This window comes from Pseudomonas sp. GM_Psu_1 (assembly GCF_026544185.1).
GTDB lineage: Bacteria > Pseudomonadota > Gammaproteobacteria > Pseudomonadales > Pseudomonadaceae > Chryseomonas > Chryseomonas oryzihabitans.
Genome location: NZ_JALNUX010000001.1, coordinates 267,515 through 282,420 on the forward strand (window position 1 = coordinate 267,515; position 14,906 = coordinate 282,420).

At 67.1% G+C, this 14,906-nt stretch carries 15 protein-coding genes; 6 read left to right on the forward strand and 9 right to left on the reverse strand.

The genetic code is table 11. The features are described 5' to 3' along the window. Positions 1–5: 5 nt before the first annotated feature. Together betB and betI are read right to left on the reverse strand one after the other, a co-directional pair. Positions 6–1,478 carry a betaine-aldehyde dehydrogenase gene (gene betB / locus OXS31_RS01250; RefSeq protein ID WP_267397324.1) on the reverse strand — a complete coding sequence of 491 codons (1,473 nt, stop codon included), beginning with the start codon at positions 1,476–1,478 and terminating at the stop codon, positions 6–8. Between the two features lie 263 nt (positions 1,479–1,741). Beyond that, on the reverse strand, positions 1,742–2,329 hold the full coding sequence (gene betI / locus OXS31_RS01255) for a transcriptional regulator BetI (protein WP_007159951.1): 588 nt from the start codon (positions 2,327–2,329) through the stop codon (positions 1,742–1,744). Between the two features lie 195 nt (positions 2,330–2,524). Between betI and OXS31_RS01260 the strand changes: the two genes are divergently transcribed. Both OXS31_RS01260 and OXS31_RS01265 read left to right on the forward strand, forming a co-directional pair. After that, complete coding sequence (locus OXS31_RS01260; protein WP_044342493.1) at positions 2,525–2,935, forward strand: helix-turn-helix domain-containing protein; 411 nt, start codon at positions 2,525–2,527, stop codon at positions 2,933–2,935. Continuing rightward, complete coding sequence (locus OXS31_RS01265; RefSeq protein WP_267397337.1) at positions 2,919–3,920, forward strand: LLM class flavin-dependent oxidoreductase; 1,002 nt, start codon at positions 2,919–2,921, stop codon at positions 3,918–3,920. Before OXS31_RS01260 ends, OXS31_RS01265 begins: the two co-directional genes overlap by 17 nt. Positions 3,921–4,363: 443 nt before the next feature. On the opposite strand, the gene nfsB is transcribed toward OXS31_RS01265, so the two are convergent. The 3 genes from nfsB to OXS31_RS01280 are packed head-to-tail and all read right to left on the reverse strand — an operon-like array spanning position 4,364 to position 7,185. Next, entirely contained in the window at positions 4,364–5,011 is a 648-nt protein-coding gene (nfsB, locus tag OXS31_RS01270; protein WP_027600607.1) for an oxygen-insensitive NAD(P)H nitroreductase, read from the reverse strand. An 18-nt stretch (positions 5,012–5,029) separates the two neighbouring features. After that, positions 5,030–6,178, reverse strand: coding sequence for an L-dopachrome tautomerase-related protein (locus OXS31_RS01275; protein WP_267397342.1), 1,149 nt, complete (start codon positions 6,176–6,178; stop codon positions 5,030–5,032). Further along, entirely contained in the window at positions 6,178–7,185 is a 1,008-nt protein-coding gene (locus OXS31_RS01280; protein WP_042134713.1) for a zinc-binding alcohol dehydrogenase family protein, read from the reverse strand. Before OXS31_RS01280 ends, OXS31_RS01275 begins: the two co-directional genes overlap by 1 nt. A gap of 105 nt (positions 7,186–7,290) precedes the next feature. Here OXS31_RS01280 and OXS31_RS01285 point away from each other — a divergent pair, with 105 nt between their 5' ends. Next, on the forward strand, positions 7,291–8,199 hold the full coding sequence (locus OXS31_RS01285) for a LysR family transcriptional regulator (protein WP_267397351.1): 909 nt from the start codon (positions 7,291–7,293) through the stop codon (positions 8,197–8,199). Between the two features lie 56 nt (positions 8,200–8,255). On the opposite strand, the gene OXS31_RS01290 is transcribed toward OXS31_RS01285, so the two are convergent. The 3 genes from OXS31_RS01290 to OXS31_RS01300 all read right to left on the reverse strand — a co-directional run bounded on the left by OXS31_RS01290 (position 8,256) and on the right by OXS31_RS01300 (position 10,346). Further along, complete coding sequence (locus OXS31_RS01290; protein WP_027597354.1) at positions 8,256–9,281, reverse strand: alpha/beta hydrolase; 1,026 nt, start codon at positions 9,279–9,281, stop codon at positions 8,256–8,258. 68 nt (positions 9,282–9,349) lie between these two features. Then, entirely contained in the window at positions 9,350–9,766 is a 417-nt protein-coding gene (locus tag OXS31_RS01295; RefSeq protein ID WP_027597355.1) for an organic hydroperoxide resistance protein, read from the reverse strand. 145 nt (positions 9,767–9,911) lie between these two features. Further along, positions 9,912–10,346 carry a MarR family transcriptional regulator gene (locus OXS31_RS01300; RefSeq protein ID WP_027597356.1) on the reverse strand — a complete coding sequence of 145 codons (435 nt, stop codon included), beginning with the start codon at positions 10,344–10,346 and terminating at the stop codon, positions 9,912–9,914. Between the two features lie 88 nt (positions 10,347–10,434). On the opposite strand from OXS31_RS01300, the gene OXS31_RS01305 reads away from it, so the two are divergent. Beyond that, positions 10,435–11,952, forward strand: a complete 1,518-nt coding sequence (locus tag OXS31_RS01305) for a sigma-54-dependent transcriptional regulator (protein ID WP_044342499.1) — start codon at positions 10,435–10,437, stop codon at positions 11,950–11,952. An 18-nt stretch (positions 11,953–11,970) separates the two neighbouring features. On the opposite strand, the gene poxB is transcribed toward OXS31_RS01305, so the two are convergent. After that, the gene (gene poxB / locus OXS31_RS01310; protein ID WP_144945259.1) at positions 11,971–13,695 is read right to left on the reverse strand and encodes a ubiquinone-dependent pyruvate dehydrogenase; all 1,725 of its coding nucleotides are present in this window, start codon (positions 13,693–13,695) and stop codon (positions 11,971–11,973) included. A 294-nt stretch (positions 13,696–13,989) separates the two neighbouring features. Between poxB and OXS31_RS01315 the strand changes: the two genes are divergently transcribed. Further along, positions 13,990–14,220 (forward strand): AbrB/MazE/SpoVT family DNA-binding domain-containing protein, encoded by a 231-nt coding sequence (locus OXS31_RS01315; protein ID WP_027597360.1) that lies wholly within the window; start codon positions 13,990–13,992, stop codon positions 14,218–14,220. Next, on the forward strand, positions 14,220–14,633 hold the full coding sequence (gene vapC, locus OXS31_RS01320) for a tRNA(fMet)-specific endonuclease VapC (protein ID WP_074584223.1): 414 nt from the start codon (positions 14,220–14,222) through the stop codon (positions 14,631–14,633). The genes OXS31_RS01315 and vapC overlap by 1 nt, the downstream gene beginning before the upstream one ends. The last annotated feature ends 273 nt before the right edge of the window (positions 14,634–14,906 follow it).

Sequence of the window (14,906 nt, forward strand, 5' to 3'; positions counted from 1 at the left end):
GCGGCTTAGAAGATCGAGGCGTAGTCGCCCAGCTCGACCTGCACCGACTTGATGCGGGTGTAGTGGCCGAGGGTGGTGAGGCCGTTTTCGCGACCGACGCCGGAATGCTTGTAGCCACCCACCGGCATCTCGGCGGGGGATTCGCCCCAGGTGTTGATCCAGCAGATGCCGGCTTCCAGGCGATGGATCAGGCGGTGGGCACGGGCCAGGTCACGGGTGACCACGCCGGCCGCCAGGCCGTACTCGGTGTCGTTGGCGCGACGCACCACCTCGTCTTCGTCGGCATAGGCCAGGATGCTCATGACCGGGCCGAAGATCTCTTCGCGGGCGATGGCCATGTCGTCACGGCAATCGGTGAAGACGGTGGGGGCGACGAAGTTGCCCTTGGCCAGTTCGCCCTGGGTGACGCGCTCGCCACCAATGAGCAGGCGGGCGCCTTCGGCCTGGCCCTGGGCGATGTAGCCCAGCACCTTTTCCATGTGCGGGGTGCTGACCAGCGGCCCGAAGTTGGTCTCGGCGGCCAGGGGATCGCCCAGCTTGATGCGCTTGACCCGCTCCACCACCTTGGCCTCGAAGTCGGCCTTGAGCGCCTGGGGTACGAAGACGCGGGTGCCGTTGGTGCAGACCTGGCCGGAACTGAAGAAGTTGGCCATGACGGCGATGTCGGCGGCGCGCTCCAGGTCGGCGTCGTCACAGACGATCAGCGGCGACTTGCCGCCCAGCTCCATGGTGACTTCCTTGAGGGTCGAGCCGGCGGCGCTGGCCATGACCTTCTTGCCGGTGGCGACGCCGCCGGTAAAGGAGATCTTCTCGATGCCGGGATGCTCGGTCAGGGCCACGCCGACCTCCGGGCCGACGCCATTGACCACGTTGAAGACGCCATCGGGCAGACCGGCCTCGGTGTAGATCTCGGCCAGCTTCAGCGCGCTCAGCGGGGTGACTTCGCTGGGCTTGAAGATCATGGCGTTGCCGGCGGCCAGGGCCGGAGCGGATTTCCACAGGGCGATCTGGATCGGGTAGTTCCAGGCGCCGATGCCAGCAACCACGCCCAGCGGCTCGCGGCGGGTGTAGACGAAGGAGGTCTCGCGCAGCGGGATCTGCTCGCCTTCCAAGGCCGGCACGAGGCCCGCGTAGTACTCGAGCACGTCGGCGCCGGTGACGATGTCGACGGCCTGGGTCTCGGACAGGGCCTTGCCGGTGTCCAGGGTTTCCAGCAGCGCCAGCTCGTCGTTGCGCTCGCGGAGGATGTCCACGGCCTTGCGCAGGATGCGCGAGCGCTGCATGGCGGTCATCGCGGCCCAGACCTTCTGGCCATCGGCGGCGGCGGCCACCGCCTTGTCCACGTCGGAGCGGCTGGCGCTCTGCACCGTGGCGAGCACCTCGCCGGTGGCGGGATTCAGGGTTTCGAAGGTGGCACCACCGGTGGCGGCGACATAACGGCCACCGATGTACAGCTGCTGTTCGGCGAAACGGGCCATGGACGTTCTCCCAATCTGGGCGGGCGCCGTGGCACCCGCAAGGAACACAGGGGGCGCGAAAGAAAGGTCTCTCTGCGCCAGCGATGAATCCAGTCTACTTAATTTTTATTGAACGTTCAATCAATGAAAAATTCACAGGCGTGCCGAAACGGGGCGATGGGCGGCCCAGAGCGGTTCTGTCGAAGCGGGGAGGGAGCGGGAAACGCGGGAGGAGAGCCCCGCGCCGAGTGGACGGGGCGGGGCCTGGGCGGCGAGAGAGGGGGTCAGGCCTTGGCCAGCTGCAGGTCCAGGTAGTCGTAGGCGATTTGCAGGGCCTGCTGGGTGTTGAAGGTGTCGCCGGAGAGGGCGCCGCGCAGCCAGAGGCCGTCGATGATAGCGGCCAGGCCCTTGGCCGAGGCGCGGGCCTGCTCATGGGGCAGGAGGCGACGGAATTGCCAGCAGAGGTTGGAATAGAGCCGCAGGTCGTTGATGCGTTGCAGCCGGCGCAGATTGGGCTGGTGCATGCTGGTGGCCCAGAAGGCCAGCCAGGTCTTCATGGCCGGGCCGCTGACCTGGGTATCGTCGAAGTTGCCCTGGATGATGGCGCGCAGGTTGGCGGCTGGGTCGTCACCGGGCAGGGCAGCGCGGCGTTCGCGCACGGCCTGGCGCAGGGCATTCATCAGATGCCGCATGGTGGCTTCGAGCAGGCCGTTCTTGTCCTGGAAGTAGTGGCTGATGATGCCGTTGGAGACGCCGGCCTTGCGGGCGATGAAGGCGATACTGGCATCGCCCATGCCGACTTCGTCGACGGCTTCGAGGGTCGCGGCAATGAGCTGCGAACGGCGGATGGGCTGCATCCCGACCTTGGGCACGAGGCATCTCCTGGACAGAGCGGAAGGAGCCTCGGAGGGTAACTATTTTTTATTGAACGTTCAATCAATAAAAAAGGTCACGACCTCCTGGATTGTGCCCTGGCCCAGACGGCAATACCAGTCCTGACGGGTGGTTACTTTTAATAACCGCCCGAAAGGCGTAGGCTGGAAGCCAGTTCTGCTTCGAGGATCGCCATGGACGCCGTGGTCAGTCGTATCTCCAGCCGTCGCCGCCTGCATGCCCACGCCTGTCCGATCAGGGACGTGCTGGACCGGATCGGCGATGCCTGGTCCCTGCTCACGCTCTTTACCCTGGAACCCGGTCCGCTGCGCTTCAACGAATTGCGCCGGCGGGTCGACGGCATTTCCCAGCGCATGCTCAGCGTGACCCTGCGCCAGCTGGAGCGCGACGGCCTGGTGTCCCGCACGGTGACGCCGACCAAGCCGCCCCAGGTGGAATACGCCCTCACCGAACTGGGCCAGAGCCTGATGGTGCCGGTGGGCGCCCTGGCCGCCTGGGCCTCCGCGAAGCAGCCTCTCATTCAGCGCCACAGGGCGGCCTACGATCAGGTCGCCGAGGAGTTCTCTGATGACCCGTCTCGCTAAGACCGCCCTGTCGGTCCTCGACCTCGCTCCCATCCGTGACGATGGCGATGCCGCCCAGGCGTTGCACAACGCCCTGGATCTGGCGCGCCACGTCGAGCAACTCGGCTTTTCCCGCTACTGGGTCGCCGAGCACCACAACATGGACGGCATCGCCAGTTCGGCGACCGCCGTGCTGCTGGGCTATCTGGCCGCTGGCACCAGCACCCTGCGGCTGGGTTCGGGCGGTATCATGCTGCCCAACCATGCGCCGCTGGTGGTGGCCGAGCAGTTCGGCACCCTGGCTTCGCTGTATCCGGGCCGCATCGAACTCGGCCTGGGTCGCGCACCGGGCTCGGATCAGCGCACCGCCTATGCCCTGCGCCGTGATCGCCTGGGCAGCTCCGACGACTTCCCGCGGGATGTGGAAGAGCTGCAGCACTACTTCGGGCCGCAACAGCCGGGGCAGGGCGTGATCGCCATGCCGGGTGCGGGCACCGAGGTGCCGATCTGGCTCCTGGGTTCGAGCCTGTTCAGCGCCCAGCTGGCGGCGGCCAAGGGCCTGCCCTATGCCTTCGCCTCGCACTTTGCGCCGCGCTACGTGCACGAGGCCATCCGCCTCTATCGCGAGAACTTCAAGCCGTCCAAGGTGCTCGATCACCCCTATGTGATGCTCGGGGTACCGCTGGTGGCGGCCGACAGCGACGACGAAGCCAATTACCTGGCCACCACCGTCTACCAGCGCATCCTCGCCCTGTTCCGCGGCGACAGCCTGCGCCTGCAGCCGCCGGTACGCAGCATGGAGGGGGTCTGGCTGCCCCATGAGAAGGAATCGGTGTCGAGCTTCCTCGGCATGGCGGTGATCGGCGGCCCGGACAAGGTCCGCGAGCGCCTGGAGCTGCTGCTGGAGAAGACCGACGCCGACGAGCTGATCTTTACCTGCGACGTCTATGAGCAGGCGGATCGCCTGCGCGCCTTCTCGATCCTGGCGGATCTGAAGGGCGGTTGATGGGGATAGGTAGCGTTGGGCCTCGTTGGGCTCGGCGTAACCCGGATTTATCGCGGCCATGGCGGTCCGCCGATGCGGCCGCTCCTACGAAAGCATGAAAAGCATCGCCCCTGTAGGAGCGGTCGCTACGGCGCACCGGCATGGCTGTGATCAGAACCGTAGCGTGGAAAACGGCGTAGCTTTTTCCACAGGAGGCTTCCTGAGCCGGCGCTCAGGTCCATGTCCGTAGGAGCGGTCGCTACGGCGCACCGGCATGGCCGCGAATAAAAGCCGACCGTCTCGCGACGGTCGGCTTTTTTATGGGTGCTGCTGTGGGGCTTCGCTGCGCTCAAACCAACCTACGCCTGCGTAGCGTGGAAAACCGCGCCAGCGTTTTCCACTGGCGGCTACCGGTTCGTACTGTGGATAAGGCTGCGCCGTTATCCACGCTACGCAGGTCTGCATTACAGGAAGGTGAAGACCTGCTCGCGGGTCAGGCGGGACTTGGGCAGGGCGGCGTTGAAGTCGCTTTCGCCGCGATAGCCCAGGCCGACCACCACCAGGGCAGTGTAGCCCTGCTCGCGCAGGCCCAGTTCCTGGTCCAGGCTGTTGGCGTCGAAGCCTTCCATGGGGGTGGCGTCGATGCCGAGGGCGGCGGCGCCCAGCAGCAGGGTGCCCAGGGCCAGGTAGGTCTGCTTCTCCATCCAGTGCTGCACGTCCTTGCGCTCATGACGATGCAGGTCGACGAAGTGACGGCGGGTGCCGTCCTGGGTGGCGCGCGCCTCGGGCTTGGCGAAGCGGCCGTCCTGGGCTTCCTGCTCCAGCACCTGGGCCAGGTGGCCTTCGGTCATTTCCAGGCGGGTGCACAGCACGATGACGTGGGACGCCGGCAGCACCTTGGGTTCGTTGTAGGGACTCTGCATGCCCTGGGCGATGCGCGCCTTGGCCTCGGCGCTGGCGGCGACCACGAAGTGCCAGGGCTGGGAGTTGACCGAGGAGGGCGCCTGGCGCAGCAGCTCCAGCAATTCCTCGACCTGTTCGGCCGGGATGCTGCGGGAGCCGTCGAAGGCCTTGGTGGTGTAGCGGGTGCGGGCGATCTGGGACAGCTGCATGGATAACTCCTGATCGGATCAGTGGGTAGGGGCCGGCTGGGCGTCGATCTTGACGCGGAACAGGCTGTAGGGCTTCTGGCGCAGGTCCTGGCCACCGTGGAACTGGGCCTGGCGATGGAGCTGGTTGGCGGTGAAATAGAGGTAGCCGTCCGGACCGATGCTGAAGGTGTCGGGCCAGAGCACGCGCGGATCGTGGACCAGGGTCTTCCAGCTGCCGTCGGCCTGGCGCTGGCGCACGGCGTTGTGCTCGTAGTCGCCGGCATAGACGCGACCCTGGGCATCGACTTCGAGGCCGTCGGAGGCACCCTTCTCGCCGAGATCCTGCACCCCGGCGCGCACCTGGGCCTCGCTCGCCTCGGGATCACGCAGCAGGGCGGTGGGCACGGCATAGAGGTGGCGGCTGGACAGCGGGCTGAAGTAGAGGGTGCCGCCGTCCGGCGACAGGGCGATGCCGTCGCTGGCGATGGCCGGTCGGACCTTGCTGCCATCGGGGCGCTGCATCAGCAACGGTTCGCCTTCCACCACCGGGACGAAGCTGGGGTCGACGTTGGCCTGGGGCGCGCCGGTCAGGCGACGCTGGGCCTGGCCGGTGGCGAGATCGAGGATGATCAGGCCACCGGGAGGCGCCGAGTCGGTGACATAGGCCACTCCGGCGCGACCGACGCGAAAGTCGAAGCGCACGTCGTTGACGTAGCTGTTGGGTTCGAGCACCGCGGCCGGGAAGACCAGGGTCCTGGCGACCTTGTTGGTCTTGAGGTCGATGGCCACCAGCTTGGCGCCGCCGGCCTTGGGCGCCGCGAAGCCCGGTGCGGCGGTGTCCAGCACCCAGAGGTGCCCGCGACCATCGGCCACCACGCTCTGCACGCTGATGAAGCCCTTGCCCGGCTGGCCGGGGGTCTCGACGTTGAGCGCGGCATCCGGGTAGGGCACGGCCTTGCCGTCCTTGAGTTCGGCGACGGTAAAGGGCACCGCGTCGCCCCAACGCGGGTAGTTGACGAAGATCCGCCCGGTCTCGCTGACGGTGACGCCGGTGGGCATGGCGTCCTGGAAGGCGAACACCGGCTCCAACTGGCCAAGGGTGCGCTCCTGGGGCAGCGGCGCGGCCTGGGCCGTCAGGCTACCCACGGCCAGGGCGACGGCGAGGGTCAGGGCACTCAAGCGAGGCATCAGAACCCCTCCAGCACGAGCTTGCCGCGCGCCTGATGGCTTTCCAGCTGGGCATGGGCGCGGCGCAGGTTGGCGGCATCGATCCGGCCCAGGTGTTCGCCGAGGGTGGTCTTGAGGGTGCCCTGGTCGATCAGTCCGGCGACGCGTTCGAGGATCTCGTGCTGGCGCACCTTGTCCGGGGTCTGGAACAGCGAGCGGGTAAACATCAGTTCCCAGTGCAGCGACAGCGACTTGGCCTTCATCGGCACCACGTCGAGTTGCGCCGGATCGTCGATCACGCCCAGGCGACCCTGGGGCCGCAGGACATCCACCAGCTGGGTGAAGTGCTCATCGGTGTGGGTGAGGCTGGCCACCAGGGTCACGCCATCCAGACCCAGGGCTTCGAGCTGGGGTCGCAGCGGCTGGTGATGGTCGATGACGTGGTGGGCACCCAGCTGGCGCACCCAGTCCTGGGTTTCCTGGCGCGAGGCGGTACCGATCACCGTCAGCTCGGTGAGCTGGCGGGCCAGCTGCACCAGCACGGAGCCGACGCCGCCTGCCGCGCCCATCACCAGCAGCTGCTGGCCGGCGCCGCCACCTTCGGTCGCGCCGAGACGGTCGAACAGCAGTTCCCAGGCGGTGATGGCGGTCAGCGGCAGGGCCGCGGCCTGGGCATGATCCAGGCTCTTGGGCTTGTGCCCGGCCAGGTGTTCGTCGACCAGGTGCAGTTCGCTGTTGCAGCCGGGGCGGAACAGCTCGCCGGCGTAGTAGACCTCGTCACCCACGGCGAAGCGGCTGACGGCGCTGCCCACGGCGCGGACCACGCCGGAGACGTCCCAGCCCAGTACCTTGGACTCGCGCTGCACCAGGCCCTGGCGCACCTTGGTATCGACTGGATTGACCGACACGGCGCGGACTTCTACCAGGAGGTCATGGGCCTCGGGCGTGGGGTCGGGCAGCACCGCGTCCTGCAGGGCACGGGGATCGCTGGCGGGCAGGGTGGTGTCACCGTGAACGATGGCTTTCATGGGCGGGTTCCTTTGTACGATAAGAAGACGTGAGCCCATGGTCGTCTTCATGCTCGACCGGAAAAAGCGGCAGAATCGGATAGCACCTTCACTGCAGGAGTGAAAATGATCCGCTTCGACGACCTCGGCCTCTTCGTCCGCTCCGCCGCCCTCGGCAGCTTTTCCCGCGCCGCCCGCGAGGCAGACCTCCTGCCGGGGCAGGTGAGCGCCGCCATCGGCCGGCTGGAGCGCGAACTGGGCATCCGCCTGTTCGCCCGCTCGACCCGCAGCCTGCGCCTGACCGCCGAGGGCGAGGCCTATCTGCCCTATGCCCGCGAGGTGCTGGAGACCTTGCGCGAAGGGCGCGAGCGGTTGCAGGGGGAGAGCCCGGAATTGCGTGGGGTGCTGCAGGTGGCGGCGCCTTCGGACCTGGGGCGCAATCTCCTGCTGCCCTGGCTGGCCGAGTTTCGTCAGCGCCATCCCGGCCTGACCCTCAGGCTCTACGTCTCGGACCAGCAGGCCGACGTCTATCGCGATCCGGTGGACATCGCCATCCGCTACGGCCGCAGCCAGGACGACAGCCTGGTGGCGCTGCCGCTGGCCCCGGACAATCGCCGGCTGCTGGCGGCGGCGCCGGTCTATCTGGCCCGCCAGGGCGCGCCGCGCAGCCTGGACGACCTGTCCAGGCATGCCTGCCTGCTCTACCAGCTGCATGGGCGCACCTATGACAAGTGGAGCTTTCCACAGGCCGACGGCAGTCTGCGCCAGGTGGCCGTCAGCGGACCCCTGCAAAGCGACGATGCCGAGGTGGTGCGGCGCTGGGCGGTGGCCGGGGAGGGCATCGTCTACAAGTCCTGGCTGGACATGCGCGACGACCTGCAACGCGGTCGGCTGGTGCGGCTGCTGCCCGAGCAGCCCGGCGAGCCCTTGCCGCTGCAGCTGTTCTGCCCGCACCGGCGGCAATTCTCGCCGGCGGTGCGGCAGCTGCACGGCTGGCTGGCGGAACGCTTCGCGGCCCTGGGCGAGCAGCCCTGAAACGCAAAGGGGATGGCGCCGCGAACGGAGCCAGCCCCTCGGGTACCGCGCCTGCCTTACTGCAGGTGTTGCTTGAGCAACTGGCCGGCCTGGGTCAGCGCAGCCTGGACCTCGGGTACCTTGGCCAGGGCATTGAGCAGGCCATAGTCGTGGATCATGCCGTTGTAGCGCACCTGGACGACATCGACGCCGGCGGCGTTGAGCTTGCGGGCATAGGCCTCGCCCTCGTCTCGCAGCACGTCGTTCTCGGCGGTCTGCACCAGCGCCGGCGGCAGACCCTTGAGCTGGGCCTCGCTGGCCCGCAACGGCGAGGCGTAGACGTTGGCGCGCTCGGTGTCGCTGGTGGTGTAGTTGTCCCAGAACCACTTCATCATGTTGCGGGTCAGGAAGCGGCCCTCGGCATAGGTCTGGTAGGAGCCGTTGTCGAAGCTCGCATCGGTCACCGGCCAGAACAGCACCTGGTAGCGCAGCTTGGGCGTGCCCTTGTCCTTGGCCATCAGGCTGACCACCGCGGCCATGTTGCCGCCGACGCTGTTGCCGGCCACCGCCAGGCGACTGCCGTCGACATCGATGTCCTTGCCGTGCTCGGCCACCCACTGGGTCGCGGCATAGGCCTGGTTGATGGCCACCGGGAAGTGGGCTTCCGGACTCGGGGTGTAGTTGACGAACACCGCCGTGGCGCCGGAGGCCACCACCAGGTCACGCACCAGGCGCTGGTGGGTGGGGAAGTCGCCCAGCACCCAGCCGCCGCCATGGAAGAACATGAAGGCCGGTGTCTGCCCCTTGGCGTTCGCCGGGCGGACGATGGTCAGCTGCAGCGGCTTGCCGTCGACCTGGATGGTCTTTTCACGGGTCTTGACCCCCGAGAGATCGACCTTGACGCCGGATTGGGCGCCGGCCAGCACCGCGCGGGCGTCCTTGGGGCTCAGGGTTTCCAGGGGTTTGCCACCGCTGCCGTTCAGGGCATCGACGAAGCCCTGGGTGGTGCGCTCCAGATGCGGATCGGGCTGGGGCGCGGCGAAGGCGCTGCCCAGGGCCAGGCTGAGCGCGGAAAGGCCAAGCAGGCGAGAGACGGTACGCATGACAGATGACTCCTCGAACGGGAAGGACCGGGCGCCTCGGCGGAGGCGCCTGGGTAATACCGCGACCCTTAGGCCAGGGTCAGGCGCACGTCCACGTTGCCGCGGGTCGCGTTGGAGTAGGGGCAGACCTGGTGGGCCTTCTCGACCAGGTCTTCGGCCACGGCACGCTCCAGGCCCGGCAGGCTGATGACCAGCTCGACGTCCAGGGCGAAGCCGGTGGGGATCGGGCCGATGCCGACCTGGGCGGTCACGCTGACGTCCGCCGGAACGGCGATCTTTTCCTTGGCGCCGACGAACTTGAGCGCGCCGATGAAGCAGGCCGAATAGCCGGCGGCGAAGAGTTGCTCGGGATTGGTGCCGGCACCGCCGGCGCCGCCGAGCTCCTTGGGCGTGGACAGCTGCACGTCCAGGACCTTGTCGCTGCTGATGGAACGGCCGTCGCGGCCACCGGTGCTGGTTGCGGAAGCGGTATAGAGGATGTTCATGGCGTGCTCCTGTTTAGGTATCGCGATAACTGATTGTTCGGACGTTGACCGAAGGAATCGTCCGGGTACGGATTTAAGTTATCGCGATATTAGTTATCGCGCAAATATATTTTCAGGAGCAGCCGACCAGCGGCAGCGAAGGGGGCTAACGCTCCAGCTTGGCTCTCAGGGTCATCAGGTTTTCGCGCAGGGCATTCATCTGGGCATCGCCCAGCGCGCAATAGCTGCTGATGGTGCCGTTGATCTCCCGGGCCCGCTCGCGCAGGGCGCGGCCAGACTCGGTGAGTTCGATGGACAGGTTGCGCTCGTCCTCGGCATTGCGCTGCCGGGTCACGTAGCCCTCGGCTTCCAGGCGCTTGAGCACCGGGGTCAGGGCGCCGGAGTCCTGGTGCAGCCGGCGCGCCAGCTCCTTGAGCGGCAGCCGATCGTTTTCCCACAGCACCAGCATCATCAGGTACTGCGGATAGGTCAGGCCCACCTCTTCGAGCAGCGGCTTGTACACCTTGGTCATGGCCAGCGAGGTGGAGTACAGCGCGAAGCACAGCTGCTGATCGAGAAGAAGGGGGTCTTTGTTGTTCATCGCGTTCCCGCCTGGGTAAATGAGAAATGATTCTACCCCGAGCATTTGGGTAGCATTAGTCCTTTCGCACTCAGACCCCAGGGTTTCCATGCGTATCCATGTGTCGTTCATCGATCGTGTCGGCATCACCCAGGAAGTCCTGGCGCTGCTCGGTGCCCGCAATCTCAACCTGGACGCCGTGGAGATGGTGCCGCCCAACGTCTACATCGATGCGCCGACCCTGAGCGCGACGGTGCTGGAGGAATTGCGCGCCGCCCTGCTGACCGTGGTGGGGGTGGAGGCGGTGCGGGTGGTGGACATCCTGCCCGGCCAGCGCCGCTCCCTGCAGCTCGACGCCCTGCTCGCCGCCATGGCCGATCCGGTGCTGGCGGTGGACGGCGAGGGCCGCATCCTGCTGGCCAATCCGGCCTTTGCCGCCCTGGCCGGAGAAGGCGCCGGCAACACCCTGGCCGAACTCTTCAATGACGGCGAATTGTCCGCCGAACTGCTGGACCAGGGCTTTCGCCTGCCGCTGCGCGAGGTGGTGCTGCGCGGCCAGGCACTGCTGCTGGACGCCACCCCCATCGGCGAACCGGTGGGCGGCCTGGCCGGTGGCCTGCTGACCCTCTACGCCCCCAGTCGTATCGGTGGCCGCCTCTCGGCGCTGCGCCACGACACCCCCGAGGGCTTCGATTCGCTGCTCGGCGACTGCGCCGCCATCCGCACCCTCAAGGCCCGCGCCCAGCGCCTGGCCGCCCTGGAGGCGCCGCTGCTGATCCTCGGCGAGACCGGCACCGGCAAGGAACTGGTGGCGCGCGCCTGCCATGCGGCCAGTGCGCGGCGCGAGGCGCCCTTTCTGGCGCTGAACTGCGCGGCTCTGCCGGAAAGCCTCGCCGAGAGCGAATTGTTCGGCTATGCCCCGGGCGCCTTTACCGGCGCCCAGCGCGGCGGCAAGCCGGGCCTGCTGGAACTGGCCGACCAGGGCACGGTGTTTCTCGACGAAGTCGGCGAGATGTCGCCCTATCTGCAGGCCAAGCTGCTGAGATTTCTCTCCGATGGCACCTTCCGCCGCGTTGGCGGAGCCCAGGAAACCCAGGTCAATGTGCGCATCCTCGCCGCCACCCATCGCGATCTGCAGGCCATGGTCGCCGCCGGCACCTTTCGCGAAGACCTCTTCTATCGCCTCAATGTGCTAAGCCTGCAGGTGCCGGCACTGCGCGAGCGGGGCCAGGACATCCTGCTGCTGGCACGGCACTTCCTGCAGCAGGCCTGCGCCCAGATCGGCCGACCGCCGTGCCGCCTGGCGCCGGCCACCTATGGCGTGCTGCTGGGCAACGCCTGGCCGGGCAACGTGCGGCAATTGCAGAACATCCTCTTTCGCGCCGCCGCCATCAGCGAGAGTGGCCAGATCGACGTCGACGACCTCGACCTGGCCGGCACGGCGGTGGCGGGGCAGGTCGAGACCGAGGTCAGCACCCTGGAGGCCGCCGTCCAGGGCTACGAGGCGGCGCTGCTGGAACGACTCTATCCGCAGTACCCGTCCAGCCGCCAGCTGGCCGCGCGCCTGCAGACGTCCCACTCGGCCATCGCCATGCGCCTGCGGCGCTACGGCATCCCGCGGCGCTAGCGGCCGCGGGCGTCTGGATCAACGCAGCACGTTGGTCTTGGCCAGGTCCAGCACCTCGCTGCCGCGCCCGCTCATCACCGCGCGCAGCATGTAGAGGCTGAAGCCCTTGGCCTGGGCCGCTTCGATCTTCGGCGGCAGCGACAGCTCCTGCTTGGCGATGCGCACGTCCACCAGCGCCGGGCCGGGGTGGGCGAAGGCCTCCTCCAGGGTGGCGTCGAGCAGACTGGCCGATTCCACCTTCCAGCCGCGCACGCCGCAGGCCTCGGCCACCTGGGCGAAGTCGACGGCGGCGAGATCCGTGGTCTCGTCGATCATGCCGGCGGCCTTCATCTCCATGGCGACGAAGCCCAGGGTGGCGTTGTCATAGACGATGACCTTGACCGGCAGCTTCTCGCTGGCCAGGGTCGCCAGTTCGCCGAGCAGCATGGACAGTCCGCCGTCGCCGGCCAGCGCCACCACCTGGCGGTCGGGATAGGCCGCCTGCAGACCCATGGCCTGGGGCAGGGCATTGGCCATGGAGCCATGGGTAAAGGAGCCGGCCAGCTTGCGCTCGAAATTCATCGCCAGGTAGCGCGCCGCCCACACCGTGGGCGTGCCGACGTCGCAGGTGAAGAGGGCATCCGCTGCGGCCAGTTCGCTGACGCGGGTGGTGAGGTACTGCGGATGCAGCGGCTCGCCATCGGCGGTGGCGGTGGCCAGTTCGTCCAGCTCGGCGCGGGTCTTGCGGTAGTGCTGCTGGGCCTTTTCCAGGAAGCGGCTGTGGCTGTTGGGCTGGAGTCGCGGCAGCAGGGCGTCGAGGGTGGCGCGGACATCGCCCACCAGCCCCTTGAGCAGCGGGGTACGCACGCCCAGGTGGGCGCCGCGCACATCTATCTGCACCACGCGGCCGTGATCCGGGAAGAAGTTGCGATAGGGAAAGTTGCTGCCCAGCATCAGCAGCAGGTCGCATTCCTTGAGTGCATGATAGCCGGACGAAAAGCCGATCAGGCCGGTCATGCCCACGCCATAGGGATTCGAATACTCGATATGGGCCTTGCCGCGCAGGGCATGGACCACCGGCGCCTGCAGGCGCTCGGCCAGGGCCACCACCTGGGCATGGGCACCGGCGCAACCAGCGCCGCAGAGTAGGGTGATGCGCTTTTCCCCGGCCAGCAATTCGGCCAGGGCATCCAGCTCGGCGTCCGGTGGCACCACCACCGGACGCACCGGCTCGCTCCACTGGGCTTCCTTGATCGGCGCTTCGGCCAGGGCCACGTCGCCGGGAATCACCACCACCGACACCGAACGATTGAGGATGGCCGAACGCATCGCGGTCTCGAGGATGCGCGGCAGTTGCTCGGGATGGGAAACCACCTCGCAGAAGTCGCTGCAGTCACGGAACAGCCGCTCCGGATGGGTCTCCTGGAAATAGCCCAGGCCGATCTCGCTGGAGGGAATCTGGGCGGCGATGGCCAGCACCGGCGCACCGCTGCGCTGGGCGTCGAACAGGCCATTGATCAGGTGCAGGTTGCCCGGGCCACAGGAGCCGGCGCAGACCGCCAGACGCCCGCTGGTGTCGGCCGCGGCACTGGCGGCGAAGGCCGCAGCTTCTTCGTGCCGCACGCCACGCCAGCGGATGCGCTCACGCTTGCGCAGGCTTTCGGTGAGGCCGTTGAGCGAATCGCCCGGCAGGCCCCAGATGGTGTCGACACCAGCCGCTTCGAGGGTGGCGACGAGCAGATCGGCAACGGTTTTCACAGCCATGACAAAGACTCCAGACAAGGATGGAAGAGGGCAAAGCCGCTTGGCAGAGGTCTTGTTGTGCCTTGTTGGTCCGACGAAGCGGGGCGGAAGTTCGCGGCGGGTGCGCTTGTCCGAATCTTGCCACGAGCCGATGACATTTCCGCCTCCGGCGTCTTTCCCAAGGCTTCACCAGGTGTCATCCGCGCGAAGAGCGCTATGCCAGCCGTGATGCCTGATGCCGCGAGGGTGCCGATTGACAGATCCAGCCTTGTCCCTACTATGGGATATACATCCGATATATCCCGGAGGTCGATCATGGATCAAGGCGCCGTATTCCAAAGCAATCGCAGTCAGGCGGTAAGACTGCCAAAGGCGGTTGCCCTGCCCGCAGACGTGAAGCGCGTCGATGTGGTCGCGGTCGGCCGCACGAGGATCATTACCCCGGCCGGGGAATCCTGGGATTCCTGGTTCGAGGGGGAGGGTGTCACGGCGGATTTCATGGCGGAACGGGACCAGCCCGCCGAGCAGGAGCGCGAGGGCTTCTGATGCTCAAGTTCATGCTCGACACCAACACCTGCATCTTCACCATCAAGAACCGACCGACGTCGGTTCGCGAGGCCTTCACCCGGCACCAGGGGCAGTTGTGCATCAGTACGATCACCCTGATGGAGCTGATCTACGGTGCGGAAAAGTCTTCCAGCCCGGAGCGCAACCTGGCGGTGATCGAGGGCTTCGCCGCGCGGCTGGAGGTGTTGACGTACGGTCCCGAAGCCGCAGCCCATACCGGGCAGTTGCGCGCCGAACTAGCCCGAGCGGGTCAGCAGATCGGTCCTTACGATCAGATGATCGCGGGGCATGCGCGCTCCCTGGGCCTGATCGTGGTCACCAACAACCGTCGCGAGTTCGACCGGGTGCCAGGCCTGCGCGTTGAAGACTGGGTCACTGCGGCAGGAAATTAGCGCGCAAGGCGCTCTATCCGCCTCTGACTGCGGCACAGTGATAAGGAACAGCAGGGCCCTGGCGTACAGCCCAGCTGTCGGACCCAGGAGCCTGGCTAATATCGTAACGATTTCGATACGCCGTTTGTAAATCGATACGAGTGTGGCGGGTTGGGGCGTCAATCGTAACGATTTCGCTACGGCGCAATAGGGGTTCTTTAGCTAACCCCCTGAAAACACTGGCCTTTGTTCCTGGCATCACCCTTGCAATCCCAGACCCATCTATCCATCAGG

What these genes read in the sequence shown, in the direction of transcription:
- betB (WP_267397324.1), bottom strand. Translation starts at nt 1,478, where the DNA reads ATGGCCCGTTTCGCCGAACAGCAGCTGTACATCGGTGGCCGTTATGTC.
- OXS31_RS01260 (WP_044342493.1), top strand. Translation starts at nt 2,525, where the DNA reads ATGGACGCCGTGGTCAGTCGTATCTCCAGCCGTCGCCGCCTGCATGCC.
- OXS31_RS01265 (WP_267397337.1), top strand. Translation starts at nt 2,919, where the DNA reads ATGACCCGTCTCGCTAAGACCGCCCTGTCGGTCCTCGACCTCGCTCCC.
- nfsB (WP_027600607.1), bottom strand. Translation starts at nt 5,011, where the DNA reads ATGCAGCTGTCCCAGATCGCCCGCACCCGCTACACCACCAAGGCCTTC.
- OXS31_RS01275 (WP_267397342.1), bottom strand. Translation starts at nt 6,178, where the DNA reads ATGCCTCGCTTGAGTGCCCTGACCCTCGCCGTCGCCCTGGCCGTGGGT.
- OXS31_RS01280 (WP_042134713.1), bottom strand. Translation starts at nt 7,185, where the DNA reads ATGAAAGCCATCGTTCACGGTGACACCACCCTGCCCGCCAGCGATCCC.
- OXS31_RS01285 (WP_267397351.1), top strand. Translation starts at nt 7,291, where the DNA reads ATGATCCGCTTCGACGACCTCGGCCTCTTCGTCCGCTCCGCCGCCCTC.
- OXS31_RS01290 (WP_027597354.1), bottom strand. Translation starts at nt 9,281, where the DNA reads ATGCGTACCGTCTCTCGCCTGCTTGGCCTTTCCGCGCTCAGCCTGGCC.
- OXS31_RS01295 (WP_027597355.1), bottom strand. Translation starts at nt 9,766, where the DNA reads ATGAACATCCTCTATACCGCTTCCGCAACCAGCACCGGTGGCCGCGAC.
- OXS31_RS01300 (WP_027597356.1), bottom strand. Translation starts at nt 10,346, where the DNA reads ATGAACAACAAAGACCCCCTTCTTCTCGATCAGCAGCTGTGCTTCGCG.
- OXS31_RS01305 (WP_044342499.1), top strand. Translation starts at nt 10,435, where the DNA reads ATGCGTATCCATGTGTCGTTCATCGATCGTGTCGGCATCACCCAGGAA.
- poxB (WP_144945259.1), bottom strand. Translation starts at nt 13,695, where the DNA reads ATGGCTGTGAAAACCGTTGCCGATCTGCTCGTCGCCACCCTCGAAGCG.
- OXS31_RS01315 (WP_027597360.1), top strand. Translation starts at nt 13,990, where the DNA reads ATGGATCAAGGCGCCGTATTCCAAAGCAATCGCAGTCAGGCGGTAAGA.
- vapC (WP_074584223.1), top strand. Translation starts at nt 14,220, where the DNA reads ATGCTCAAGTTCATGCTCGACACCAACACCTGCATCTTCACCATCAAG.